This window comes from Mesorhizobium sp. M0058 (assembly GCF_040323095.1).
Taxonomy (GTDB): domain Bacteria; phylum Pseudomonadota; class Alphaproteobacteria; order Rhizobiales; family Rhizobiaceae; genus Mesorhizobium.
In genome coordinates this window covers 247,595-273,293 of sequence record NZ_JAMYUQ010000008.1, presented here as the reverse complement: position 1 = coordinate 273,293, position 25,699 = coordinate 247,595, and the positions used below count along the sequence as shown (strand labels likewise).

Below are 25,699 nucleotides of genomic sequence, written 5' to 3'. Positions count from 1 at the left end.
GCGATGGCGGTGTCTCTCCAACGAAACGGTGCATTGGTCTCGCTGCTGGCAGAAGCGCCCGCCGATCCGGCGGATGGCGCGCGCTATATCGAGGCGCTCGGCCGCCTTTCGCAGGAACTAGAGCCGTTCGTGCTGCTGGTCGATATCGGCATCGAGATCGCGCTGAGCGACGCCCAGCGCAAGGCGCAAAACCTCTGGTACAAGGCGGAACGCGAGCAGCTCGAAAAGATCTGTCGCGCCTGCGCACTGGTGCGCACCGCCGCCGACGAGAACATGCAGCGCGTCTGGCAAAGCCTGTTCGGCTTTCCAGTGCTCGTCACCCGCAGCCGGGCGGAGGCCGGCGCCTTCCTGAACGGTTACGCACCGAAGGACTATGTCAAATGAGCGGCGACACAGACCGGCCGGCGCCCGCCGGGCTTTCGCGCCTGCGGCTTTTCGTCGTTCTCGCCTGCCTTTATCTGGCGCAGGCCATCCCGAGCTATCTGTTTGCCGCGACGATCCCGCCGATCCTGCGCGAGCAAGGCGTGTCGCGCACCGCCATCGGCATGATGGCGCTGCTGATGCTGCCGCTGGTGCTGAAATTCCTGTGGGCGCCGCTGGTCGATCACTTTCGGCCAGTGGCCCGCGCCCATCGCGCCGGCTGGGTCATCATCACCCAGATCGGCGTCATCGCCGGCATCGCGGCCATGCTTTGGATCGAGCCGACCGATGTCGCCGGTATCTTTGCCGTCGGCCTTGTCGTGAGCCTGTTGATGTCGACCCAGGACATCGCCACCGACGGCTACGCGGCCAAATATCTCGACCCGAAGGACAGGCCGATCGGCAATGCGATCCAGGGCGGCGCCTTCGCGCTCGGCGTCGTTCTCGGCGGCACGCTCGGCCTGTTGGTTTATCATCATGCCGGCTGGCAAACCATGGTGGCCATGGTGGCCGCGCTGTCCGTCATCCCGCTGTTTGCTGCCTTCGCCATGCGCGAGACCGATCCCGTCGCCAGCGCGCTGCAGGCGGCCATCGACCGCCCCTCGATCCTGCGTTTCCTGCGCCGGCCCGAGGCACGCCAGATCCTGTGGATCGCGCTCATCTACCGCGCCAGCGAGGGGCTGGTGAAGTCGATGGAAGGCTCCTATCTCGTCGATGCCGGCGTGCCGCTCGACATCATCGGTTATCTCTCGGGCGGCGCCGCGCTCACCGTCGGGCTCGGCGGCTCGGCGCTGGCGGCATGGCTGCTGCACAAAAGGGGCGCCGCCTCGGTGCTCGGCCTGCTCGGCGCGCTGCGCACCATCTGCTTCCTGATCTTTGCACTGCATGCTTTCGGCGCTATCGCCGGCTTCTGGCCGATCTTCGGCGCCTCGTTCCTGCAGACGCTGGTGCGCTACATGGAGATCGTGGCGCTCTATAGCCTGTTCATGGCCGTGACGTCGTCGGACCAGCCGGGCACCGACTTCACCATCCTGTCCTGCGCCCAGCTTATCGTCTACCTCGTCGGCTCCATGCTTGCCGGGCGCCTCGCCGACATGCTCGGCTACTCCGCGCTGTTCACCCTGGCGACCGTGCTGTCGGGCATCGCCGTGGTGGCGACCTATCGCATGTTGAATGCCCATTTCGCCGATACCGCAAAAGCCCAACCGGGTACTCCGATGCCGCCATTGCCGGAGCTCGCCGAATGAGCGCGGTTTGGCTAGCGCTTGCGAACCATGGCAGCGAGACAGGCAGCGGCCAGCGCCAGCGCCGCGCAGTCGGCCAGCGGCGCAAAGGGCCAGAGCGTGAAGGCAAAGCCGCCGGCCAATGCGCCGATGCTCTGGCCGAGCACATGGGTGCTGGTGAGCCAGCCGGCCGCCGCGCCCTGCTCGCCGGGCTCCAGGCGCTTCATCAGCCAGGCGGTGTAGCCGGGTGTCGCCAGGGCAATGCCGGCCGCCGCCACCACCAGAGACGCTGCCGAGGCAACATGGCTGGCCGTGACGGCCAGCGCCGTCATGCCGACGCAAACCATGAGACAGCCGACGACGACGCTGTTGCGCTCCGCCAGCCGCAGGCGCGCCATGAGCAGTCCCTGGACCAGAACCATGACGATGGCGACCAGCATCAGGGCCAGGCCGGTCACCGTCGTGGCCTGCGTCGCACCAAGGCCAAAACGCTGCTGGGCCATCGGGCCGAGCATCATCTGCACCTGTCCGAAGCCGAGCGTCAGGCACAAGCCCATCGCCAGGCAAGGCAGAGCGCGGCGATCGAAGGGCGATATTCCACGGCCAACGTCGGCCGCCCTGCCGTCGGTCCGTCCGCCGGCTTCCCCTTTGCCCCGCGCGAGCCACAGCAACAGCGGGCTGAACAGGAACAGGATGGGCGGCAGCAGCGGCGACAGGACGGCAGCCGTTGCCGCCAGCGCGCCGGCCAGCCGCCCCATGCTGACGCCGGCGCCAAGCAGTCCCAGCGCGGCCTGTCGCCTGTCATCGGCAACCGAGCGGCTGGCCCAGACCTGCGCCGTCGGCATGACGCCGGACGCGGCAAAACCGTACACGGTTCGCGAAAGCATCAGCAAAGCGATGCCCAGCGCGGCTCCCGTGCCGGCTATCAGCAGAATGGCGAACACCGCCTGGCCGGCCAGCATGGCGAGGCCGAGCAAGCGCAGCAGCCTGGCATGGCCAAGCCGCTCGCCCATGCGACCCCACAGCGGCGAGCCGACCAGAAAGGCCGCCGCGCCGACAGCAGTTGCCGCGCCGATGGCAAACGTGTCGAGCCTCAGCCGCTCCATCACCAGGGGAACGAGCGATACGAAGGCCGACTGGCCGAAGCCGATTGCCGAGACCGCGATCGCCAGGCGGCGCAGAAGCGAAGATCGATTTTTCATACCGGTCGTCATAAGACCAAGCTTATTTCTTGTTTATAACAGTTAATCAACATAAATGTTTAAAGACGACGACTTATAGATGTAATCTGCAGTATTATTAGGATTTATCGAGATGCACATGGAACAAGTAGGACCAGAATCTTCCTCTGCATTAAGCCCGTTACTCAACGCGTTGCTGCGGGAATGGAATGGCTGGGAATTCGTCGACGCCAGGCAAACCGCGCTGTTTCGGCCGCAGGCAGCCGTGCTGCGTCTGAATTTCCCTGCCTCGCGCGCGGCGGTGCTCGTCGAAGCGCGGCATCGCTCGAAGGTCGGTTACCACGATTTAGCGATGCCGCTCTGGCGCCTCGATATTAGTAACGAGGGGGCCGATGGCGAAGCGACCGAGATCGACCTTTTCAGCCTTTTGGCGCTGATCCTGGCGGATCCCGACATTGCCGGCCGGGCGACAGCGAAAAGCCGACTGACCTTCCTGCGCCGCAGCCTGGCCAGCATCGCCGCAATCGCTGACGCGACTGCGGCGCGTGGATCGTCGCGGCCCTTCTCCGAAGGCGATCCTGATTTCATCGATGCCGAAAGCGCCCTGCGCTTCGGCCATGCCGTGCATCCGGCGCCGATGAGTCGCGAAGAGTTCACGCACACGGATTCCGCGCGCTTCGGGCATGAATACTGCAATGCGTTCAAACTGCGCTGGTGGGCCGTCGACCCGACCATCCTCACTGGGGGCAGCGTCGAGCCGCTAGATGTCACCGAGATGGTCCGCGGGCTTGCCGCCAGCGATCCGCAGCTGCTTGCTCGGGCTGGCAAGCAACAGGGCAAGGTTCTCGTTCCGATGCATCCGTGGCAGGCCGTACGGCTCGTGCTGGAAGACCCCGTCGAGCGCCTGTTTCGCGCCGGCCGTATCGTTGATGTTGGGCTCGGCGGACCAGCGTGGCGGGCCACGACCTCGCTGCGCACGGTTCATTCAGCTGAAGCCGAGTGGATGCTGAAATTCTCGCTCAGCCTGCGCCTGACCAATTCCAGGCGCATCGTCGAGGAGCATGAGTGCCGGCGCGGCCTTTCGGTGCACCGGCTGGTCAAGGGCAAGCTCGGCTATGCCTTGCAGCGGCGCTGCCCGACCATGACGGTGCTGGGTGAGCCCGCCTGGTTCGGCCTGCGTGACGAAGACGGCCGGCTGATGACGGATACCATCGTCTCGTTTCGCGAAAATCCGTTTCGCGGCACGGGCAATCCGCCGGCTGCCGTTCTCGGCGCGCTTTGCGAGCGCCATCCCGGCCGTACCGAAAGCCATCTGTCCGACCTGGTCCACCGTATCGCCCGCGACGAGAAGCGACCTGTCGAGGAAACGGCGCGTTTGTGGTTCGAGCGTTTCCTTCATGCCGCCATCGAGCCGTTTATCGTTGCCTTCTCGGAATTCGGCCTGCTGTTCGGCGCCCATCAGCAGAACCTCGTCGTCGGCCTCGCCGGCGGCTGGCCGAATGCGCTCTATTTTCGCGACTGCCAGGGCACCGGGTATGTCGAGGAATTCCTGCCCAGGCTGCGCGAATTCGTGCCCGAGGCTGGTCAGGCGGGCGATCATGTCTTCCCAGCGGAAGCGGCTGCGAAGCTGTTCGGCTACTATCTGGTCGTCAATGGCGCTTTCGCCGCCGTCGCAGCCCTTGCCGCCGCTGGCCTCACCAACGAAGACGATCTGCTGGCGATATTCCGCCGCTCGCTCGAGCGGCTGGCTGCCACGCCGATGGCTGACCGGTCCTGCGTCGACTATTTGCTCAACGCGCCGACGCTGGCTGCCAAGGGCAATTTCCTGATCGCGCTGCGCGACATCAATGAGAACACCGAGGTGACCGATCCGCTGGCAGGTTACGTCGAGCTTCCCAACCCCCTGCATGTGAGAGAATACGCATGAACATCGAGGCTGCGAAGAACTGGTCACCCGCCACCGTCGCCGGCAACGAAGGATGGCAGCATCTGGCCTCGGCCGCGGAGCCGCTCGCCATCCGTGCCGGCGATGGCCATGTCAGCCTGGTCAACGCTGAGGGAACAGCGGTGGGACAGGCCCGCATCTCCATCGCGGATGGCCGCCTGCTCATCGACGATGTCGCGTTCACTGGCGGCCGCCTCGACCAACCGCAAATCCTTGCAGGTCTCGTCGACGCCGCGCTGCGCCTGCATCCTTCCTTCGACCGCGCCTTCCTGCCGGCGGCCAAGACGCTGTGGCCGGTTTCGGCGCTGGCCACCGAGACGGTTCCGGGTGAACCGGAACGCGCCGTCATCCATCGCTCGGTCCTCCGCCAGCTGCCGCTGCTGTGGCGCAGCCAGGCCTCGCATGTCACCTATCCGGCATTGACGACCGCTATCGGCCCGCAAGACCGGCTGCCGCCATTGCGCCAACCGCGCCCCTGCGGCCCGATGTACGAACGCTGGATTGCCGAGATCGGTCTCACCGTGTCGTTGCGGCCGATCGACCGCCGGACCGATCTCGACCTCTTCCATCGCTGGATGAACGATGGCCGTATCGCCTTCTTCTGGGAGCTTGCCCGGGGCCATGAGGAGCTCGACAAATATCTCGCCGAGCAGGAAAGCGATCCGCATATTTTCGGCGTCATCGCCAGCTTCGACGGCGAGCCGACCGGCTATTTCGAGTTCTACTGGGCCAAGGAGGACCGGCTCGGGCCCTATTACGAGCCGCTCGACTGGGACCGCGGCTGGCATGGGCTGATCGGCAATACGCGCCATCTCGGCCGGCCGAAGACGCTGGCTCTGTTCCGTTCCGTCACCCACTATCTGTTCCTCGACGAGCCGCGCACGCAGCGCGTCGTCGGCGAGCCACGCGCAGCGCACCAGAAGATGCTGAGCTATTGCGCCGGCGCCGCCTACGACAAAGTCAAGGAGTTCGACTTCCCGCACAAGCGCGCGGCACTGGTCTGCTGCGAGCGGGAACGCTTCTTCCGCGAGGTGCCGATGTGACGGTGCAGCAACCGATTGCCAAAGCGGGCGAGGCGACACGCTGGGCCGCGATCAACCGCGATGCCGTCGCCAAGGCCATTTCCGAACTGACCTTCGAGGAGTGCCTGTCGCCCCGCGAGCTTTCGCCCGGCCGATGGAAACTGACGCTCGGCCCCGGCTTGACCTATCGCTTTGCCGCGACGCGGCGCCTGTGGGGTCAGATCGCCGTCCGTCCGGAGACGCTGACCCGCGATGCCGGCATCGAGCTGCCGGTCGACGATGCGGTCGCCTTCTTCGCCGACGCGCGCGAGACGCTCGGCATGCCGCCGGCAACATTCTGCACCTATGCGAAGGAGCTTTACAACACGCTGATGGCCGACATGCGGATCGCCAAAGCCCGCGGCAATCGACCAGCCGCCGAACTAGCCGCGCTGCCGGATACCGAGTTGCAGGCATTGCTCGACGGCCATCCGAAGGCGCCCGCCAACAAGGGCCGGCTCGGCTGGGGACGGGACGACTTCGAGCGCTACGCGCCAGAATCGGCCACCGCATTCCAGCTCTTCTGGCTTGCCGCCGCCAGCGATCGCTGCCTGCTGGCGCTTGACTGCGGGCTCGACGAAGAGGCGCTGCTGCAGGCCGCACTCGGCGACTACGAGCGCGCAAGGCTCGAAGCGGCTTTCAGCGCCGCCGGGATCTCGCGATCGACGCATAGGCTGCTGCCGGTCCACCCCTGGCAGTGGCAGGCGATGATCGCCTCGCAATATGGTAGCGAGATCGCTGCCGGCCGGCTGGTGCCGCTTGGCCAGTTCGGCGACGCGTTCCTGCCCTTGCAGTCGCTGCGCACGCTTGCCAATGTGGCACGGCCCGAGGCGCTGCATGTCAAGCTGCCGCTGACCATCCTCAACACCTCAGCGTGGCGCGGCGTGCCGGGCAAATACATGGCGATCGGCGCCGATCTGTCGCGCTGGCTGGCCACGGTGGCGGCCGCGGACCCGGTGCTCAAGGACGTCAAGGTCTTGCAGGAAGTCGCCGGCGCCTTCTATCCGCATCCGCACTATACCGGCGTTGAAGGCGCGCCCTATCAGTTTTGCGAGATGCTGGGCGCCATATGGCGCGAAAGCCCCGAAAAGGATCTGACAGCGGGCCAGCGGCCGATGATGATGGGCGCCCTGCCGCAGCGCGACGCGCATGGCAGGCCGATCGCCAGCGCCCTGATGGAGCAGTCCGGCCTTGGTCCGGAGGCATGGCTCGATCGCCTGTTCTCCACGGCCTTCGTGCCGCTCTACCACTTCATGTGCCGTTACGGCGTCGGCTTCATCGCCCATGGCCAGAACGTCACCATCATCCTCGACGGAGCGACGCCTCTCGGCGTGGCGGTCAAGGATTTCCAGGGCGACCTCGATCTCGTCGACCAGCCGTTTCCCGAACTGGCCGGCCTCGACCCCAAAATCCTGTCGACGCTGAAGCGTCGGCCACCGGCACATCTTCTCCAGCATCTGCAAACGGGACACATCGTCAGCGTTCTGCGCTTCCTATCCGAGGCGCTGGCCGCCTATGACCGCTTCGACGAGAGGACTTTCTACGCCATCCTGGCCGCCGCCATCCGGCGCTACCAGGCGCAGAACCCTGAGCTGTCGGAACGGTTCGCGCTCTTCGATCTGTTTGCTCCGAAGATCCCACGCATCGCCATCAACAAGGTGCGCTTCGCCATCGGCTACGGCGACAGCGGCGAACGCCCTCTGCCTGACCTTGGCACACCGCTCGACAATCCGCTTAACCCCGAGTCAGCCCGGCGATCTCCCATCAGCCCAGCCAGCTCCATAAGGAGTTCGCCATGACCCATACGCTTGACCTCGCAGGCATCGGCATCGGGCCGTTCAATCTCAGCCTCGCCGCCCATCTCGATGCGGTGGACGGCGTCGAAGCGCGCTTCTTCGATCGGGCGACGCGGCTCGAATGGCACCCGGGCATGATGCTGCCGGGCGTCGAACTGCAGACATCCTTCCTCAAGGATCTCGTCACCGCGACGCATCCGACCAGCCCATGGTCGTTCATGTCCTATCTGGTCGCGCAGAAGCGGTTCTATGAATTCCTCAACGCGGATTTCTCAGCCATCCCGCGGCCGGAATTCGCCCGCTATCTCGGATGGGTCGGTGAGAACTTGTCTTCGCTGCGCTTCGCCAGCGCCGTCGACCGGATCGACTTCGACGGAACGAATTTCAGGCTGCGTATCGGCCGCGAGCAGGTGAACGCGCGCAATCTCGCCATTGCCGTCGGGCTGGTGCCCAACATCCCCGCCTGGGCGCGGGCGGCGGCCTCCGATCAATGCTTCCACAACGCCCAGGCCGCCAACCGCCTCGATCGCCTGAGCGGACAGCGTGTCGCCGTGATCGGCGGTGGCCAGAGCGGCGCCGAAGTGCTTCTGCATCTGATCTCCTCCGACCGCTTCGCCGGCCGCGAAATCGAGTGGATCTCGATGCGGCCGAATTTCCTGCCACTGGACGACTCGCCTTTCACCGACGAACTCTTCACGCCGGGCTATGTCGAAAGCTTCCATCGGCTGCCGCAAGGGCGGCGTGAGACGATCCTGGAACAGCAACTGCTTGCCGGTGACGGCGCATCGACGAGCACACTGAAGGCGATCTATCGCCAGCTTTACACGCTGCGGCACCTCTCGGAGGAAACGACGGCGGTCAACATGACGCCGCACCGCGAAGTGCTGAACGTGACGCGGGAAGGCAGCGAATACCGGCTGATCATGCGCAACGGCTTCGACGGCGCCATCGAGACGCGCACCGTCGATGCGGTGGTTCTGGCCACCGGCTATGCCTTTGCCATTCCTGATTGCATGGCGCCGCTCATGAACAGGATCGCGCTGGACGAGCGCGGTCATTACAGGCTCAACGCCAGCTTCGAGGTCGAATGGGACGGGCCCGACGACCGCCGGATCTACGCGCTCAATGCCGGCCGGCTCAGCCATGGCATAGCCGAGCCGCAGCTCAGCCTGATGGCTTGGCGCAGCGCCAAGATCGTCAATTCGCTGCTCGGGCGGGCACAGTTCGATCTCGATCTGCCCGATCCGCCGGTTGCCTGGAGTTCAAGGCACACGACACAAAGCCTGCATCATCTCGGCGCCAATGCGAGGATGACCGAATCGGGCGCGCGGTGATGTTTGTGGAGGCGGGCCGAAGAGCGTGGTACGGCGCGCGTTAAGGTTGACATCGACCCGTAAAGCTTTTCTGTGAGAGAGATCGTTCGGTCCTGCTGGAGGCTCAGCGCATGAAAACCCTTGGCCTCATCGGCGGCATGAGCTGGGAATCGACGGCGATCTATTATCGCCTGCTCAACGAGATCGTGCGCGAGCGGCTGAGCGGGCTGCATTCGGCAAAGCTGTTGCTCTATTCCTTCGACTTCGCCGAAATCGCCGACCGGCAGCATCATGGCGACTGGGACAGTGCGGGCGTGCTGCTGGCGGATGCGGCGCGCAAGCTGGAGGCGGGCGGCGCAGAGGGGCTTTTGATCTGCACCAACACCATGCACAAGCTCGCCGACCGGGTGCAGGCGGCGGTGTCGATCCCGCTTATCCACATTGCCGACGCCACGGCCGTCGCGGTCAAGGGCGCCGGCGTCAAGCGGCCGGCGCTGCTGGCGACCCGCTTCACCATGGAGCAGGATTTCTACAAGGGCCGACTGACGGAGAAATACGGGCTGCAGCCCGTGGTGCCGGACCAGGCCGGGCGCGACATGGTGCACCAGGTAATCTACGACGAGCTCTGCCGGGGCATCGTCAGCGCGGCATCGAAGGCGGCCTATATCGACGAGGTCGCCCGTCTGCGACGCGATGAGAAGATCGATGGCGTCATCATGGGCTGCACCGAGATCACCATGTTGATTGGCGAGCGCGATTTCGACATTCCGGTGTTCGACACCACGCGCATCCATGCCGAGGCGGCGGTCGCATTCATGCTGCCCTGAAGGGCCAAAACAGAGATCAGGGCTGGGCGGCCACGGCGACATTGCCGCTGCCGACCACTTTCAGCTTCCATCGATCTGCTTCCGTGCCGGCCAGATTGAGGTGCCCGGTCAGGAAATAAAGGCGATCGGTGTCGGGGCCTTTGGCTGTGCAAAACCGGTCCTGCAGATAGGAGTGAGGCGTCGCCTGACAATACAGGTTGGCCACGATGCTGGCCGGACGCGCGCGCGGCCTAAACAGCCTTCCGCTCCTTCACGAATTGCGTGCCAAAACTGCCGCGCGCTTGACTTCTTTTTGCAGCGACATTCAATACATCCGGCATTGCTGTGAGGGGATGAAAGCAAGATGGAATTTGCGTTTCCGTGGCCGACCAGCCAGGGCGAATGGCTGGCTTGGTCCAGCGCCGTCGTCACCTTGGCGCTCGGTCTGCTGTTTTTCCTCGCGCCAGGGCTGGCATTTCGGATTCTGCGGCTGCAGGTCCGGCCCGAAAGGGCAGCGGCAATCGCGGAAGGGCGCGGCCGGATGTCGGGCTTCTATCTCGGCGTCAGCCTGTGCTGCATTCTGTTGGCGCAGCCGTGGCTCTATATGGCACTCGGCTTTTCCTGGCTGTTCACCGCTTTTGGCCGTTTGCTGTCGATGATGTCGGACGGCGCCAACACGCCTTTCAACTGGGCGTCGATCGTCGTCGAACTCGTCCTGGCCGCGTTGCCGCTTGCCTTCGTCTTCGGCTTTCTGCCCTGAATCGGCAGCCAATCCAAAGGCTTCGGTTGAACTCTGCGGCCGGATGCGACAATAGTGCCCGAAAAGCATGCGGGACGACGCATTGCGGTCTTAAAATGCCTGTGCTAGACGGCAATCGACTTTCGGCCGGGGATAGCGGAAGCCGCGCCTCCGTGCTTGGAAAAACTTAGTAAGGTCAAAGATTTAGCCAGAGTTTTTGCTCGCGCCAACAATCTGCGGCCCCTCAGACAAGAGAAAAGACGGTCCGTGGCTCAATCGTCATCGCCAATCTCGGGTGTCGCAGAACGCTACGCGGGTTCGCTGTTCGAACTTGCGCGGCAGTCGAATTCGGTGGCCAAGGTCGAGGCCGACCTCGACAGTTTCGCCAGGATGCTGGATGACAGCGCCGACCTGACGCGCCTCATCAACAGCCCGGTGTTCTCCAGCGAGGACCAGGCCAAGGCAATCGCGTCGATCGCCGACAAGGCCGGCATCACCGGCCTGACCGGCAATTTCCTGCGCGTCGTCGCCCGCAACCGCCGGCTCTTCGCGGTGCCCGGCATGATCAAGGCTTTTCGCAAGATCGCCGCCGAACAGCGCGGTGAGACATCAGCCGAGGTCACTTCGGCGCATGAACTGACGGCTGCCCAGCAGACCGAACTCAAGGCCGCGCTGAAAGGCGTCGCCGGCAAGGACGTGGCCATCACTGTTACCGTCGATCCGTCGCTGCTCGGCGGGCTGGTGGTCAAGATGGGCTCGCGCCAGATCGATACGTCGCTCAAAACCAAACTCAATTCGCTCAAGCTTGCACTGAAAGAGGTCGGCTGATGGACATCCGCGCCGCGGAAATTTCCGCAATTCTCAAAGACCAGATCAAGAATTTCGGCAAGGAGGCCGAGGTCTCCGAAGTCGGCCAGGTGCTGTCCGTCGGTGACGGTATCGCTCGCGTCTACGGCCTCGACAATGTCCAGGCCGGCGAAATGGTCGAATTCCCCGGCGGCATCCGCGGCATGGCGCTCAACCTCGAAGCCGACAATGTCGGCGTCGTCATCTTCGGCGCCGACCGCGACATCAAGGAAGGCGACATCGTCAAACGCACCGGCGCCATCGTCGATACGCCTGTCGGCATGGGCCTGCTCGGCCGCGTCGTCGACGCGCTCGGGAATCCGATCGACGGCAAGGGCCCGATCAAGGCGACCGAACGCAAGCGCGTCGACGTCAAGGCGCCAGGCATCATCCCGCGCAAGTCGGTCAACGAGCCGATGTCGACCGGCCTCAAGGCCATCGATGCGCTGATCCCCGTTGGCCGCGGCCAGCGCGAGCTGGTCATCGGCGATCGCCAGACCGGCAAGACCGCGATCATCCTCGACACGATGCTCAACCAGAAGGCCGTGCACGACAACGGGCCGGAAAAGGAAAAGCTCTACTGCGTCTACGTCGCCATCGGGCAGAAGCGCTCGACGGTCGCGCAGTTCGTGAAGGTTCTCGAAGAGCGCGGCGCCCTTGAATATTCGATCATCGTCGCCGCCACAGCTTCCGATCCGGCGCCGATGCAGTTCCTGGCGCCGTTCACCGGCGCCACCATGGGCGAATATTTCCGCGACAACGGCATGCATGCGCTGATCAGCTATGACGATCTGTCGAAGCAGGCCGTCGCCTATCGCCAGATGTCGCTCTTGCTGCGCCGCCCGCCGGGTCGCGAAGCCTATCCGGGCGACGTGTTCTACCTGCATTCGCGCCTGCTCGAGCGCGCCGCCAAGCTCAACGACGATCTGGGCGGCGGTTCGCTGACCGCGCTGCCGATCATCGAGACGCAGGCCAACGACGTGTCGGCCTACATCCCGACCAACGTGATCTCGATCACCGACGGCCAGATCTTCCTCGAAACCAACCTGTTCTTCCAGGGCATCCGTCCGGCGGTCAACGTCGGCCTGTCGGTGTCGCGCGTCGGTTCGTCGGCGCAAATCAAGGCGATGAAGCAGGTCGCCGGCTCGATCAAGGGCGAGCTCGCGCAGTACCGCGAAATGGCTGCGTTCGCGCAGTTCGGCTCCGATCTCGACGCCGCCACGCAGCGCCTGCTCAACCGCGGCTCGCGCCTGACCGAACTGTTGAAGCAGCCGCAGTTCTCGCCGCTCAAGGTCGAGGAGCAGGTCACGGTGATCTTCGCCGGCGTCAACGGCTATCTCGACAAGCTGGCGCTGAACCAGGTCGGCAAGTTCGAGCACGGCCTGCTCAGCCATATGCGCTCGGCCGGCAAGGACGTGCTGGACGGCATCCGCAAGGAAAAGGCGCTGTCGGACGATCTGCGCGCCAAGCTGAAGGCCGAGATCGACGCCTTCGCCAAGACCTTCGCTTGAGAAGAAGCCGGACGCTCGGGATCAGGTTTGAAGCATGCCTTCATTAAAAGACCTTCGTAACCGTATCGCCTCGGTCAAGGCGACGCAGAAGATCACCAAGGCGATGCAGATGGTCGCCGCGGCGAAGCTGCGTCGCGCGCAGGAAGCAGCGGAGGCGGCGCGTCCCTATTCCGAGCGGATGGGTGCGGTGCTGGCCAATATCACGCAGGCGATCGGCGGCGGCGGCGATGCCCCGGCGCTGATGACCGGCACCGGCAAGGACGATGTGCATCTGCTCGTCGTCTGCACGGCCGAGCGCGGCCTGTGCGGCGGCTTCAACTCGCAGATCGCACGTCTGGCCCGCGACCATATCCGCCGGCTTCTGGCCGACGGCAAGCAGGTCAAGATCATCTGCGTCGGCAAGAAGGGTTTCGACATTCTGCGCCGAGACTATGCCTCGCTGATTATCGACCGCGTCGACCTACGCGATGTCAAGAAGCTCGGCTTCGTCAATGCCGATGCGATCGCCCGTAAGATCATCCATCTGTTCGGCGAAGGCGGCTTCGATATCTGCACGCTGTTTTATTCGCAGTTCAAGTCGGTGATCAGCCAGATTCCGACCGCGCAGCAGATCATTCCTGCCGGCGTGGCTTCGGCTCCCGCCGAAGCGACCGCCGGTGGCAATGCCGTCTACGAATACGAGCCGGAGCCGGGCGAGATCCTCACCGACCTCATTCCGCGCAACATCTCGGTCCAGGTCTTCCGCGCGCTGCTCGAAAACGCAGCCGGCGAGATGGGCGCCAAAATGAGCGCCATGGACAATGCAACGCGCAATGCCGGCGACATGATCAACAAACTGTCGATCACCTATAACCGCCAGCGGCAGGCGCAGATCACCAAGGAACTGATCGAAATCATTTCGGGCGCCGAAGCGCTCTAGGCGCGACCGCCAGGAGGTCATCGACCTTCTGATGGAGCGTGAGAAACAAAGGACGAGAAGGGTAAAGACGATGGCGAAAGCAGCGACCCCCGCGAAGACGGCCCCCAAGGCGGCCGCAAAGGCTCCGGCAGCAGCGGCGAAGGCCGCTCCGGCCAAGAAGGCGGCCGCGCCCGCCAAGGCCGCGGCCCCGGCAGCGAAGACGACGAGCGTTGCCGTCAAGAAGACCGGCGCCATCGGCAAGGTTCGCCAGGTCATCGGCGCCGTCGTCGACGTGCAGTTCGGCGATCATCTGCCGGCCATTTTGAACGCCATCGAAACCTCCAATGTCGGCAACCGCCTGGTGCTCGAAGTTGCCCAGCATCTGGGCGAAAACACCGTGCGCTGCATCGCCATGGATTCCACCGAAGGCCTGGTTCGCGGCCAGGACGTCTATGACACCGGCGCGCCGATCACCGTTCCGGTCGGCCCGGGCATGCTCGGCCGCATCATCAACGTCATCGGCGAGCCGGTCGACGAAGAAGGCCCGGTCGACGGCATCGAGATGCGCGCCATCCACCAGCCGGCGCCTACCTATGTCGAACAGTCGACGGAAGCGCAGATCCTGATCACCGGCATCAAGGTGCTCGACCTTCTGGCGCCCTACGCCCGCGGAGGCAAGATCGGCCTGTTCGGCGGCGCCGGCGTCGGCAAGACGGTTCTGATCCAGGAGCTGATCAACAACGTCGCCAAGGCGCATGGCGGCTTCTCGGTCTTCGCCGGCGTCGGCGAGCGCACCCGCGAGGGCAACGATCTTTATCACGAGTTCATCGAGTCCGGCGTCAACAAGAAGGGCGGCGGCGAAGGCTCCAAGGCGGCACTGGTCTATGGCCAGATGAACGAGCCGCCGGGCGCGCGTGCCCGCGTCGGCCTGACCGGCCTGACGGTCGCCGAATATTTCCGCGACCAGGGCCAGGACGTGCTGTTCTTCGTCGACAACATCTTCCGCTTCACGCAGGCCGGTTCTGAAGTGTCGGCGCTGCTCGGCCGTATTCCTTCGGCCGTGGGTTACCAGCCAACGCTGGCCACCGACATGGGTGCGCTGCAGGAACGCATCACCACAACGACCAAGGGTTCGATCACTTCGGTGCAGGCGATCTACGTGCCGGCCGACGATTTGACCGACCCGGCGCCTGCGACCTCGTTCGCCCACCTGGACGCGACGACCGTGCTCAACCGCGCGATCTCGGAAAAGGGCATCTACCCCGCCGTCGATCCGCTCGACTCGACCTCGCGCATGCTCGATCCGCTGGTCGTCGGCGAGGAGCACTATGCCGTCGCCCGCCAGGTGCAGTCGATCCTCCAGCGCTACAAGTCGCTGCAGGACATCATCGCCATCCTGGGCATGGACGAGCTCAGTGAAGAAGACAAACAGACTGTCGCCCGCGCCCGCAAGATCGAGCGCTTCCTGTCGCAGCCGTTCTTCGTCGCCGAAGTGTTCACGGGTGCGCCGGGCAAGCTGGTCGACCTCGCCGACACCATCAAGGGCTTCAAGGGCCTCTGCAACGGCGACTACGATCACCTGCCGGAAGCCGCCTTCTACATGGTCGGCGGCATCGACGAAGCGGTCGAGAAGGCTCAGCGCCTGGCGGCTGAAGCAGCGTAATCAAGGCAATAGGGAGTAGTCAGTAGTCAGTAGTGAATAGCAGCCGGGTGATCAGGACAGTTGTCCTCTCCCTACTCCCTACTCACTACTCCCTACTCACTAAATTGACATGGCTGAAGCTTTCAAGTTCGAACTGGTCTCGCCGGAGCGCCTCCTGGTTTCCGAGCAGGTCGAGTCAGTCGTCATTCCAGGCGCCGAGGGTGAAATGACGGTCATGGCGCACCATGCGCCGGTCATGACCACGATCAAGCCGGGCGTCGTCACGCTGAAGACCGCCGGCGGCAAGGAAGAGCGCTATGTGGTGTTCGGCGGCTTTGCCGACATCGTTCCGGCCGGTTGCACGCTGCTGGCCGAATCGGCGGTTGCCGTCGGCGATATCGACCGCGCCGATCTCGCCCGCCGCATCCAGGAAGCCAAGGAAGACGCCGCTGACGCCAAGGACGATCAGTCCCGCAGCAAGGCCGAGCAGTTCCTCGCCCAGCTGACCACGCTCGAAGGCGCACTGCTGCCGGCGTAAGCCGCAGAATGACTTGAAGAAAAGGCCGGGCTCAGCCCGGCTTTTTTGTTGCGGCCGCCATCCTGGATCGTCTCGCATAGGCGCAGGGCCTTGGCGGGATTTCGGGGCGGGCAGCCAGCATGATCAGATCGGGTGGCGGCATGCCGGCTGCCAGTCAGGGCGAGATGAGCTTGTATTAGGCGATGGCGCCGGCGGAACCGCGATTTGGCTGCGGGGGTACAGTCGGATCGGGGCTTGCCCCTGCTTTCTGGTTGTTCGACAGTCCGGCTGTCTATCGATTTGGGGTGGCCGATGACGGAACAGACAACGCAACCGGAAGCGGCCTCGCGATCCCGGTGGACGACGGCGCTGATCGCGGCCTTTGGCGGTCCGTTCGGCGGGTTCCTTTGGATCGGCGCCGGCCGGCCGGCGGTTGCCAGCCTGGTGGTGATCAGCGCCATAAGCATTGCGCTGACATATGTGGGATTCCCGGTTCTGCCGGGGGTCGATCTCGCCTGGCTGGTGGATCTCTCCAGTTTAGGTCTCATGGTCCTGTGGGTAGCGCTCGTCGTGCCTTTCGCGTCACGATACAGACCGAACCGGTGGTATTCACACGGCCTTTCGGTGCTGCTGTTGGCCGCGCTGACCTCCTACGGAGCCGCGTTAGCGATCCGCACATTCCTCTTCCAGCCGTTTTCGACCCCGGCAGGCAGCATGACACCAACGCTGGAACTCGGCGACTATTTCTTCGTCTCGAAGTTTGCCTATGGTTACAGCCGCTACAGTGTTCCTCTTGGGCTGCTGCCCTTCGAAGGCCGGATCTTTGCCGCCGAGCCGAAGCGCGGAGATATTGTGGTGTTCAAATTTCCAGCGGATCCGAGCATGGACTACGTCAAGCGGGTCGTTGGACTGCCGGGCGACAAAATCCAGATGGTCGACGGAATCCTTCGCATCAATGGTGTGGCGGTCAAACTCGAGGATGTTGGTCCGTACAGCTCCGAGGACTCTCCCCAAAGCGCCAGACTGCAAGGTGAAACCCTCCCCAACGGCGTTTCCTATTCCGTCATCAGTCTTACGGACAATTCAATAACCGACAACACGCGGGTGTTCGACGTGCCCGAAGGCCACTATTTCGTGCTTGGCGACAACAGGGATAATTCCTCCGATAGCCGGCTCAGTGTCGGCTTCGTTCCTGCCGAAAACCTGGTCGGTAAGGCAGTGCGACTGTTCTGGAATTCGCAAGGCACGGAGTATTCGTCGCGGCAGAGGCTGGACGCTCCGGCGGGACAATAGGCTTGAAATGGGCGGTTCCGGACCAGCTTCAGCCTACGTTTGTCGGCTCCGGTATGCCGAGCGCTGAGAGCGCAAGCACGATCCCGCCTTGCAGGATATGCTCGCGATGAGCGGCGACCAGTTCGATCAGCGTCTGCCGCTCGGGCTTGCCGCTGGCGAAGCCGGCCCAGTCGAACACCGCCGCTACTCGTTCCAGCATCCGTCGTTCGTCGAGCGCCGCCAGCGCCGCGTCGAGCGGATCGGTAAAGTGGGCTTCCGGCAGGTCCTTGCCGCGCGCCTCGCAGGCGGCGATCCAAGCGGCGATCACCAGCGTCAGATGCTCCGGGACCAGGCCGGCCTGGATGCGCTCGATGGCGGTAGCGACAATGCGCTGCGGCAATTTCTGGCTGCCGTCATTGGCGATCTGCGCGGTGCGGTGGGCCAGCGCGGTGTTGGAGAAACGTTCGGCAAGTTCGGCCGTATAGGCTGACGTGTCGAGCCCGGCATCCCCAGGCAAGGTCGGGATGGCCTCGGCCCAGAGCCGGTCGACGAACGCGCGGATCGCGGGATCCGCGAAGGCGCGGTCGACGGTGACGTGGCCGCTGAGCAGGCCGATATAGGCGATGCCCGAATGGGCGCCGTTGAGCAGCCGAAGCTTCATGTCCTCGAACGGCCGGACATCCTCGACCATGGTGACGCCGAATTTCTCCCAGGCCGGGCGGCCGGCTGGAAACCTGTTTTCGATCACCCATTGCCGGAACGGTTCGGTCATCACCGGCCAGGCGTCCTCGAGGCCGAGTTCGACCGCGATGCGCGCCCGGTCGGCATCGGTGGTTGCCGGCACGATGCGGTCGACCATGCTCGATGGGAATGCAACGTCATCGGCTATATGACCGGCGAGGGCAGCGTCGCCTGAAGCAGCAGCGCCGGCATCGCGCAGTTTTGCAAACCCGACCAGCAGCCGGTGCAGCGTGGCGCCATTGGCCGGCAGGTTGTCGCAGCAAAGCACGGTGAAGGGCGGCGTGCCGGCGGCCCGGCGTCGCACCAGCGCTTCCGCCAGGAATCCATGCGCTGTCCTGGGAGATCCGGGATTGCCCAGATCGTGGACGATATCGGGATGGTTTTCGTCGAGGCTGCCGTCGGCGGCCCTGAGATAGGCCTTTTCGGTGATGGTCAGGGTGACGATGCGGGTGCGCGGGTCGGTCAGCGCGGCCAGCACCGCGCCGGGGTCTTCCGGCGCGACCAGCATCGACTGGATCGAGCCGACAATGTGCAGCGCTTCGCCATCGCTGCCGCGCACCGCCAGCGTGTAGAGCCCGTCCTGTGGCGTCAGCGCATCGCGCGTGTCGGGGCTGCGCAGCGAGACGCCGACAATGCCCCAGCCGGTCTCGCCGGCCGCTAGGCAGTCATCGACATAGGCGGCCTGATGGGCACGGTGGAAGGCTCCAACGCCGAGATGGACGATGCCTGGGGCGACACTGGCGCGATCATAGGGGGGGACCGCGACCGAGGCCGGCAAGGATTGCACTGTTGCGTTGGAAAGGCGTCTGCTGGTCATGGCGCGGCTTGTCGCTGGATGGTGTGCGGGGCGGGATCTGCTAGCGGCCTAACATCCGCTCTTCCGCCGCACAATGACCTGACGCCGGTTAAAAGTCATCATACAACAATCCAATTTTTGTATGTTGACATTATTTCTTTCCAATCCTACCGATATCGCCCCTGGGAGGAACGACGTGGCGGGACTGACCGATCCGGATCTACTTTTTGCCGCCGAAGGGCGCGCGCTGTCGATCGCGCGCGATCTCCATGCCGGCATCAAGGACCTGCCGATCATCAGCCCGCACGGCCACACCGATCCGCGTTGGTATGCGCTCAACGAGCCATTCCCCGATCCCGCGCAATTGCTGGTGGTGCCCGACCACTACATTTTCCGTATGCTGTTCAGCCAGGGCGTGCGGCTGGAAGATCTCGGCGTCCCGACCCTCGACGGCTCGCCGGTCGAGACCGATCCCAGGGCGATCTGGCGGCGCTTCGCCGAGCACTATTACCTCTTCCGCGGCACGCCGACGCGGTTGTGGCTCGACCATGTGCTCGAGCATCTGTTCGGCATCGAAGAGCCGCTCAACGCCAGCACCGCTAGCCGCCATTACGACACCATCGCGGCGCTTTTGCAGCGCGACGATTATCGCCCACGCGCGCTGTTCGAGCGCTTCAACATCGAGGTCATCGCGACGACCGAGGGCGCACTCGACGATCTCCAATGGCACAAGACGATCCGCGACAGCGGCTGGCAGGGCCGCGTCGTCACTGCCTACAGGCCGGATGCTGTCGTCGATCCCGACTTCGAAGGATTTTCGGCCAATCTCGATCGTCTGGGCGAGATCACCGGCTGCGACACCGGCACATGGGCCGGCTATCTCGACGCGCATCGCAATCGCCGCGCTTTCTTCAAAAGCTTCGGCGCAACCTCATCGGACCACGGCCATCCGACGGCCGAGACCGCCAATCTTTCCGATGCGGCGGCGGAAGAGCTGTTCAACCGCATCCGCCGCGGCTCGGACGACGAGCGCGAGCGCAAGCTGTTTCGCGCCCAGATGCTGACCGAGATGGCCAAGATGAGCCGCGACGACGGGCTGGTCATGCAGATCCATCCCGGCTCATGGCGCAACCACTCGCCCGGAATTTTTCAGAGATTCGGCCGCGACAAAGGCTTCGATATTCCGACCCGCACCGACTATGCCGCGGCGCTCAAACCCTTGCTCGACTGCGTCGGGTTGGAGCGCGACCTCTCCATCATTCTGTTCACGCTCGACGAGACCAGCTACGCGCGCGAACTGGCGCCGCTGGCCGGCGTCTATCCGGCGCTGAAGCTCGGGCCTGCCTGGTGGTTCCATGACAGCCCGGAAGGCATGCGCCGGTTCCGCGAGATGACCACCGAGACCGCCGGCTTCTACAACACTGTCGGTTTCAACGACGACACCCGCGCCTTTCCATCCATACCCGCCCGCCACGATGTGGCGCGCCGGGTTGACTGCGCCTTTCTCGCCCGTCTCGTCGCCGAGCACCGGCTGCGTGAGGACGAGGCGCATGAGCTGGCGCGGGAGCTTGCCTACACGCTTGCCAAGAAGGCGTACCGGCTGTGAGCCGGGCGCGTGGAATTTTAAAAGGGAGGAAGACAGTCATGTTGCATTTTTCAAAACTGGTGGCAGCCACATTCGCCTTCGGCTCGCTGATGATCGGCGTTGCCGGCGCCCAGACCGTACTGCGCTCGGCCGACACCCATCCGGACGGGTATCCGACTGTCGAGGCGGTCAAATATCTCGGCGAGCTCATCAAGGAGCGCACCGCCGGCCGCTATTCGGTCGAGGTCTATCATTCGGCGCAGCTCGGCGAGGAAAAGGACACGATCGAGCAGACGCAGACCGGTGTCATCGATCTGAACCGCGTCTCGATGGGTCCGTTCAACGGCATCGTGCCGGAAACCGCGGTGCCGTCGCTGCCCTACATGTTCCGTTCGGTCGAGCACATGCGCCATGTCATGGACGGGCCGATCGGCGACGAGATCCTCAAGGCCTTCGAGACGCATGATCTGGTCGGCCTTGCCTTCTACGATTCCGGCGCCCGTTCCTTCTACAACACCAAGAAGGACATCACCTCGATCGCCGATCTGAAAGGCATGAAGTTCCGCGTCATCCAGTCCGACGTGTTCGTCGATATGGTCAACGCGCTTGGCGCAAATGCCACGCCGATGGCGTATGGCGAGGTCTATTCGGCGCTCGAAACCGGCGTCATCGACGGCGCCGAGAACAACTGGCCCAGCTTCGAATCCGCCAAGCACTACGAAGTCGCCAAGCACTATACCGTCGACCAGCACCAGATCGTGCCGGAAGTGCTGGTGATGTCGAAATCGAGCTGGGACAGACTGACGCCGGAAGACCAGGCGATCGTCAAGCAGGCGGCCAAGGATAGCGTCGTCAAGATGCGCGAATTGTGGGACGCGCAGGAGAAGAAGTCGCGAGAGATCGTCGAGAAGGCCGGCGTCAAGGTCAGCGAGATCGACAAGCAGCCGCTGATCGATGCGATGAAGCCGGTCTACGACAAGTATCTGAAGACGCCGGAGCTCAAGGACCTCGCGACGCGCATCCAGGCGACCAAGTGATTTTCTCGCGGGGCGGCATGGCGCCGCCCCGCCAATCGCTTTTAGGGGACGGAAAGACCGGGAGGATCGGATGACTGCGGGAACGGCCAGGAGCGGAGCGCCACCGCGCTTCAGCGCGGTGCTTTCGAAGATTTGCGACGGTGCGCTCTATCTCGCGGGCATCGGGATGGTCGCCATGACCGCGCTTGTTGCCTACCAGGTGTTTTCCCGCTTCGTGCTCAACGCGTCACCGAGCTGGACCGAAGTCACCGCCATCATGCTGATGAACTGGTTCATTTTCCTGGGCGCTGCCGTCGGCGTGCGCGAGAATTACCATATGGGCTTCGACGTGCTGCTCTATATCCTGCCCAAGGGCAGCAAATGGGCGCTGCGCACCCTGTCCGACCTGATCGCGTTCGGCTTCGGCTTCGGCATGGTCTGGTACGGCTGCAAGCTGGTCGGGCTGACCTGGCGGACCATCATCCCGGCGCTCGAGCTTCCCGGCGGTTTCGACTATCTGCCGCTGGTCGCCGGCGGCTTTCTGATCTGCCTGTTCTCGGCCGAACGCATCGTGCTGCGCTGGTCTGGCGCCGACATCGACAAGGATATCAATCTCGAGGAAGTGCCGGAAATGCCGGCCGTGCAGGAGGCCTAGATGGAACTCTGGATCCTGTTTGGCGTCTTCACGCTTTTGATGTTTGCCGGCACGCCGATCGCCTTTTGCCTGGGTGCGGCGTCCTTCGCCACCGTGCTTTATCTCGGCCTGCCGCCCCTGGTGGTGTTCCAGCAATTGAAGTCGGGCATGTCGGCGTTCTCACTGATGGCGATCCCGTTCTTCATCTTTGCGGGCGACCTGATGGTGCGCGGCGGCATCGCGCAGCGCATCGTTTCCTTTGCCGGCTCGCTGGTCGGTCATGTCCGCGGTGGGCTCGGTCAGGTCAACATCATCGCCGCGACGTTGTTCGGCGGCATTTCCGGCTCGGCTGTGGCGGAAGCCGCTGCCGTCGGCGGGCTGATGATCCCGCAGATGAAAGCGCGCGGCTACGGCGCCGACTACGCCGTCAACGTGACCTCAATGGCGGCGCTGATCGCGCTGCTTCTGCCGCCGTCGCAGAACATGATCATCTATTCGATCGCCGGCGGCGGCAAGATTTCGATCGCCGACCTGTTCACCGCCGGTATCCTGCCGGGCCTGCTGTTCGCCGCTTCGCTGATGGTCACCGCCTATTTTGTCGCCCGCAGCCGTGGCTACCCGGTCGAGGCCTTTCCCGGCTTCTCGCGTGTCGGCCAGCTGGCGGTCATCGCCATCCCCGGACTTCTGCTTATCGGTATCATCTTCGGCGGCGTTCGCTCGGGCGTTTTCACGGCGACGGAAAGCTCCTGCATCGCCATCATCTACGCCTTGCTGGTCACCGTCTTCGTCTACCGGTCGATGGCCTGGGGCGATTTCGTCCATGCCACAAAGGGCGCGGTGCGCACGACCTCAATGGTGCTGCTGATCATCGGCACGGCGGCCTCGTTCAGCTGGCTGATGGCCTATCTCAAAGTGCCGGTGCTGCTGATCGCAGGCATGAACGCCATCTCCACCGATCCGCTGGTGGTGCTGCTTCTGCTCAACGTCTTGATGCTGCTGCTCGGCACCTTCATGGACATGGGGCCGATGATCATCATCTGCACGCCGATCTTCCTGCCGCTGGTCACCCATTACGGCGTCGACCCCGTGCATTTCGGCGTCATCACCATCCTCAATCTCGGCATTGGGCTCAACACGCCACCGGTCGGCACGGTGCAGTTCGTCGCCTGTGCCGTCGGCAAGATTACGGTCTGGGAAGCGATGCGCTCGATCTGGCCGTTCTATGGCGCGGGCATCGTGGTCCTGGGGCTGGTGACCTATATTCCGGCGATTTCGCTCTGGTTGCCGAGCGTGTTCAAATAGGGCGTCTTCAAACAGGGGTGCGATATGGCATCGGATAGCGCTGTTGATCTCAGGGTCGAGAGAAAACCCAAACTGTCGGAGACCGTCGTCGCTGCGATTCGCAAGCAGCTGCAGGCGGGCGAGATCCTGCCCGGCTACAAATTGCCGACCGAAGGACAACTGACCGAGACCTTCGGCGTCAGCCGCACCGTCATCCGCGAAGCGCTGGCCAAGCTCGCCGCCGACGGGCTCGTCGAGGCGCGCCAGGGCGCAGGCGTGTTCGTCACCGAGCACATCTCAACGATGTTCGGCGCGCTCGCCGCCGACATGGGCAGCAAGGATTCCATCGCGCTCAATGTGCTCGAAGTGCGCCTGGCCGTCGAAATCGAATCGGCCGGGCTCGCCGCCATTCGCCGCAACGCCGCGCAGGAAGCAGCGATCCAGGAAGCGTTCTTCGAATTCGAACGGCTGCTTCTCAACAGCGAGCCGACCGGTCCGGCCGATCTCGCCTTCCACCGGGCAATCGCCAGCGCCACCAACAATCCGTTCTATGTCGAGATGCTCGATGTGCTTGGACGCCGCGCCATTCCTTGCGACGTGACCTCGCCCTGGTCGACCGAACTGGTGCAATCCGACAGCTATCAGCGCGGACTGCAGCGCGAGCATCTGGTGATCCTCGACGCGATCACCTCAGGCGACGCCGAAGCCGCGCGCGAGGCGATGCGCGCTCATCTCACCGCCAGCCAAGAGCGCTACCGCGAGCGGCTGCACGCCCGCCAGGTCTACTACGCCGACTCGGTCAAGGCGTCGGCAACCAAATAGCCATTCATTCAGCTGGAGCAGCAATGACTCAAAGTCACCCGCATACCGATTTCACCTCGCGTTTCGCCATCGACCCGGTCGCCGCTGCTTCCATGGGCACCGACGAACTGCGTCACAATTTCCATATTGACGACCTGTTCCAGCAGGGACGCATCAGCCTGACCTACACCCATTATGACCGCATGATCGTTGGCGGCGCCGTGCCGGAAGGGACAGCGCTGCCGCTGGAGGCGATCAAGCCGACGGGGACCAAGAATTTTCTCGACCGCCGCGAGCTGATCATCGTCAACATCGGCGGCGCCGGCTCGGTGACGGCAAATGGCGAGACCCACCAGTTGCAGGCACGTGACATGCTCTATCTCGGCATGGGCAGGACCGACGTGTCGTTCGCGTCGGCCGACGCGGGCGCACCGGCCAAATTCTACCTGCTCAGCGCGCCGGCGCATCATACCCATCCGAGCCGGCTGATCCGCATTGGCGATGCCAAGCGCCTCGATCTCGGCAGCAAGGAAACCTGCAACGAACGCTCCATCTTCCAGTTCATCCATGCCGATGGCGTCAAGACCTGCCAACTGGTGGTCGGTATGACCCAACTGGCGCCGGGCTCGGTGTGGAACACTATCCCTTGCCATGTGCATGACCGGCGCATGGAGGCCTATCTCTATTTCGACCTGCCGGAGACGGCGCGCGTCTTCCATTTCATGGGCGAGCCGGACGAAACGCGGCATCTGGTGATGGCTAACGAGGAGGCGGTGCTGTCGCCGGGCTGGTCGATCCATTCGGGGGCCGGCACCTCGAACTATGCCTTCATCTGGGCGATGGCCGGCGACAATGTCGACTACACCGATGTCGACCCGGTGCCGCTGGGTGAATTGCGTTGAGCGGCCCTTCCTCCTTCAGCCTGGCCGGCAAGCGTATCCTGGTCACCGGCGCGAACACCGGCATCGGCCAGGGCATCGCCGGCTCGATCGCGCGCGCCGGCGGCACCGTCATCGGTGTCGGCCGCTCGGCGATGGACGACACGGAAAGACAAGTCGCGGAAGCCGGTGGCCAGTTCGAGGCGGTGCGATGCGATCTTGCCGACCATGCGGCCGCCAAGGCGATGCTCGACCAGGTCTGGGAAAAGACCGGCCCGATCGACGGGCTGGTCAACAATGCCGGCATCATCCGCCGCGCCGATGCGGTCGATTTCTCCGAGGCCGACTGGGACGACGTCATCGACGTCAATCTGAAGACGCTATTCTTTCTCAGCCAAGGTTTTGCCAGGCGCGTGCTGACCGACCCGAGGCGGCGCGGCAAGATCGTCAACATCGCCTCGGTGCTGAGTTTCCAGGGCGGCATCCGCGTCGCGTCCTACACCGCGTCGAAACATGGCGCGCTCGGCATAACCCGGCTGCTGGCCTGCGAATGGGCGGCAAAAGGCATCAACGTCAACGCGATTGCGCCCGGCTATATCGAAACCAACAACACCGAGGGGTTGCGCGCCGATCCCGACCGCAGTGCTGCCATCCTGGCGCGCATTCCGGCGGGACGTTGGGGCGGGCCGGAAGACATAGGCGATGCCGCCGTGTTCCTGCTGGCGCCAGCGTCCGACTATATGCATGGCGCGGTGGTTCCCGTGGACGGCGGCTGGCTGGCGCGATGAGGAGATGGT

24 protein-coding genes are annotated in these 25,699 nt (G+C 64.1%); 21 read left to right on the top strand and 3 right to left on the bottom strand.

The genetic code is table 11. The features are described from left to right. The first annotated feature begins 3 nt into the window (after window positions 1-3). Together NKJ75_RS16240 and NKJ75_RS16235 are read left to right on the top strand one after the other, a co-directional pair. A complete protein-coding gene (locus NKJ75_RS16240; protein ID WP_155923622.1) occupies window positions 4-384 on the top strand; it encodes a hypothetical protein in 381 nt (126 codons plus the stop codon). Beyond that, on the top strand, window positions 381-1,667 hold the full coding sequence (locus NKJ75_RS16235; protein WP_352499944.1) for an MFS transporter: 1,287 nt from the start codon (window positions 381-383) through the stop codon (window positions 1,665-1,667). Before NKJ75_RS16240 ends, NKJ75_RS16235 begins: the two co-directional genes overlap by 4 nt. Before the next feature lie 11 nt (window positions 1,668-1,678). On the opposite strand, the gene NKJ75_RS16230 is transcribed toward NKJ75_RS16235, so the two are convergent. After that, window positions 1,679-2,845 (bottom strand): MFS transporter, encoded by a 1,167-nt coding sequence (locus tag NKJ75_RS16230; protein ID WP_352499943.1) that lies wholly within the window; start codon window positions 2,843-2,845, stop codon window positions 1,679-1,681. A gap of 118 nt (window positions 2,846-2,963) precedes the next feature. Here NKJ75_RS16230 and NKJ75_RS16225 point away from each other — a divergent pair, with 118 nt between their 5' ends. From NKJ75_RS16225 to NKJ75_RS16205, 5 genes are all read left to right on the top strand, one after another. Next, window positions 2,964-4,751 carry an IucA/IucC family protein gene (locus NKJ75_RS16225; RefSeq protein WP_031204743.1) on the top strand — a complete coding sequence of 596 codons (1,788 nt, stop codon included), beginning with the start codon at window positions 2,964-2,966 and terminating at the stop codon, window positions 4,749-4,751. Next, the gene (locus NKJ75_RS16220; protein ID WP_023835221.1) at window positions 4,748-5,812 is read left to right on the top strand and encodes a GNAT family N-acetyltransferase; all 1,065 of its coding nucleotides are present in this window, start codon (window positions 4,748-4,750) and stop codon (window positions 5,810-5,812) included. Before NKJ75_RS16225 ends, NKJ75_RS16220 begins: the two co-directional genes overlap by 4 nt. Further along, window positions 5,809-7,629, top strand: coding sequence for an IucA/IucC family protein (locus NKJ75_RS16215; RefSeq protein WP_050592387.1), 1,821 nt, complete (start codon window positions 5,809-5,811; stop codon window positions 7,627-7,629). The genes NKJ75_RS16220 and NKJ75_RS16215 overlap by 4 nt, the downstream gene beginning before the upstream one ends. Then, a complete protein-coding gene (locus NKJ75_RS16210) occupies window positions 7,626-8,960 on the top strand; it encodes a lysine N(6)-hydroxylase/L-ornithine N(5)-oxygenase family protein (RefSeq protein ID WP_050485873.1) in 1,335 nt (444 codons plus the stop codon). Before NKJ75_RS16215 ends, NKJ75_RS16210 begins: the two co-directional genes overlap by 4 nt. Before the next feature lie 110 nt (window positions 8,961-9,070). Next, the gene (locus NKJ75_RS16205) at window positions 9,071-9,766 is read left to right on the top strand and encodes an aspartate/glutamate racemase family protein (RefSeq protein WP_023726135.1); all 696 of its coding nucleotides are present in this window, start codon (window positions 9,071-9,073) and stop codon (window positions 9,764-9,766) included. Between the two features lie 16 nt (window positions 9,767-9,782). On the opposite strand, the gene NKJ75_RS16200 is transcribed toward NKJ75_RS16205, so the two are convergent. Next, window positions 9,783-9,971 (bottom strand): hypothetical protein, encoded by a 189-nt coding sequence (locus NKJ75_RS16200; RefSeq protein WP_023726136.1) that lies wholly within the window; start codon window positions 9,969-9,971, stop codon window positions 9,783-9,785. A gap of 138 nt (window positions 9,972-10,109) precedes the next feature. Here NKJ75_RS16200 and NKJ75_RS16195 point away from each other — a divergent pair, with 138 nt between their 5' ends. From NKJ75_RS16195 to lepB, 7 genes are all read left to right on the top strand, one after another. After that, window positions 10,110-10,505, top strand: a complete 396-nt coding sequence (locus NKJ75_RS16195; protein WP_023684099.1) for an AGROH133_08824 family phage infection protein — start codon at window positions 10,110-10,112, stop codon at window positions 10,503-10,505. Window positions 10,506-10,751: 246 nt separating this feature from the next. Then, window positions 10,752-11,312: a F0F1 ATP synthase subunit delta gene (locus NKJ75_RS16190; RefSeq protein WP_023688887.1), complete on the top strand. Its 561-nt coding sequence runs from the start codon at window positions 10,752-10,754 to the stop codon at window positions 11,310-11,312. After that, entirely contained in the window at window positions 11,312-12,841 is a 1,530-nt protein-coding gene (gene atpA / locus NKJ75_RS16185; protein WP_023684101.1) for a F0F1 ATP synthase subunit alpha, read from the top strand. Before NKJ75_RS16190 ends, atpA begins: the two co-directional genes overlap by 1 nt. Window positions 12,842-12,875: 34 nt before the next feature. Further along, the gene (locus NKJ75_RS16180; protein ID WP_023668672.1) at window positions 12,876-13,760 is read left to right on the top strand and encodes a F0F1 ATP synthase subunit gamma; all 885 of its coding nucleotides are present in this window, start codon (window positions 12,876-12,878) and stop codon (window positions 13,758-13,760) included. Window positions 13,761-13,830: 70 nt separating this feature from the next. Continuing rightward, window positions 13,831-15,402, top strand: a complete 1,572-nt coding sequence (atpD, locus tag NKJ75_RS16175) for a F0F1 ATP synthase subunit beta (protein WP_023668673.1) — start codon at window positions 13,831-13,833, stop codon at window positions 15,400-15,402. Window positions 15,403-15,511: 109 nt separating this feature from the next. Then, the gene (locus tag NKJ75_RS16170; RefSeq protein ID WP_023750363.1) at window positions 15,512-15,919 is read left to right on the top strand and encodes a F0F1 ATP synthase subunit epsilon; all 408 of its coding nucleotides are present in this window, start codon (window positions 15,512-15,514) and stop codon (window positions 15,917-15,919) included. 525 nt (window positions 15,920-16,444) lie between these two features. Beyond that, complete coding sequence (gene lepB, locus NKJ75_RS16165; protein ID WP_352499963.1) at window positions 16,445-17,191, top strand: signal peptidase I; 747 nt, start codon at window positions 16,445-16,447, stop codon at window positions 17,189-17,191. Between the two features lie 28 nt (window positions 17,192-17,219). Here the strand turns inward: lepB and NKJ75_RS16160 are convergent, their stop codons facing one another. Further along, window positions 17,220-18,728, bottom strand: a complete 1,509-nt coding sequence (locus NKJ75_RS16160) for a mannitol dehydrogenase family protein (protein WP_352499942.1) — start codon at window positions 18,726-18,728, stop codon at window positions 17,220-17,222. Between the two features lie 175 nt (window positions 18,729-18,903). Between NKJ75_RS16160 and uxaC the strand changes: the two genes are divergently transcribed. The 7 genes from uxaC to kduD all read left to right on the top strand — a co-directional run bounded on the left by uxaC (window position 18,904) and on the right by kduD (window position 25,690). Next, a complete protein-coding gene (uxaC, locus tag NKJ75_RS16155; protein ID WP_023835226.1) occupies window positions 18,904-20,313 on the top strand; it encodes a glucuronate isomerase in 1,410 nt (469 codons plus the stop codon). Between the two features lie 38 nt (window positions 20,314-20,351). Further along, window positions 20,352-21,329 carry a TRAP transporter substrate-binding protein gene (locus NKJ75_RS16150; protein WP_023668677.1) on the top strand — a complete coding sequence of 326 codons (978 nt, stop codon included), beginning with the start codon at window positions 20,352-20,354 and terminating at the stop codon, window positions 21,327-21,329. 70 nt (window positions 21,330-21,399) lie between these two features. After that, window positions 21,400-21,963, top strand: a complete 564-nt coding sequence (locus tag NKJ75_RS16145; protein ID WP_023688890.1) for a TRAP transporter small permease — start codon at window positions 21,400-21,402, stop codon at window positions 21,961-21,963. After that, window positions 21,964-23,244: a TRAP transporter large permease gene (locus tag NKJ75_RS16140; RefSeq protein ID WP_023668679.1), complete on the top strand. Its 1,281-nt coding sequence runs from the start codon at window positions 21,964-21,966 to the stop codon at window positions 23,242-23,244. A 24-nt stretch (window positions 23,245-23,268) separates the two neighbouring features. Next, window positions 23,269-24,045: a FadR/GntR family transcriptional regulator gene (locus tag NKJ75_RS16135; RefSeq protein WP_352499941.1), complete on the top strand. Its 777-nt coding sequence runs from the start codon at window positions 23,269-23,271 to the stop codon at window positions 24,043-24,045. A gap of 23 nt (window positions 24,046-24,068) precedes the next feature. Continuing rightward, window positions 24,069-24,926: a 5-dehydro-4-deoxy-D-glucuronate isomerase gene (gene kduI / locus NKJ75_RS16130; protein WP_023728681.1), complete on the top strand. Its 858-nt coding sequence runs from the start codon at window positions 24,069-24,071 to the stop codon at window positions 24,924-24,926. Next, window positions 24,923-25,690 carry a 2-dehydro-3-deoxy-D-gluconate 5-dehydrogenase KduD gene (gene kduD / locus NKJ75_RS16125; protein ID WP_023742216.1) on the top strand — a complete coding sequence of 256 codons (768 nt, stop codon included), beginning with the start codon at window positions 24,923-24,925 and terminating at the stop codon, window positions 25,688-25,690. The genes kduI and kduD overlap by 4 nt, the downstream gene beginning before the upstream one ends. The last annotated feature ends 9 nt before the right edge of the window (window positions 25,691-25,699 follow it).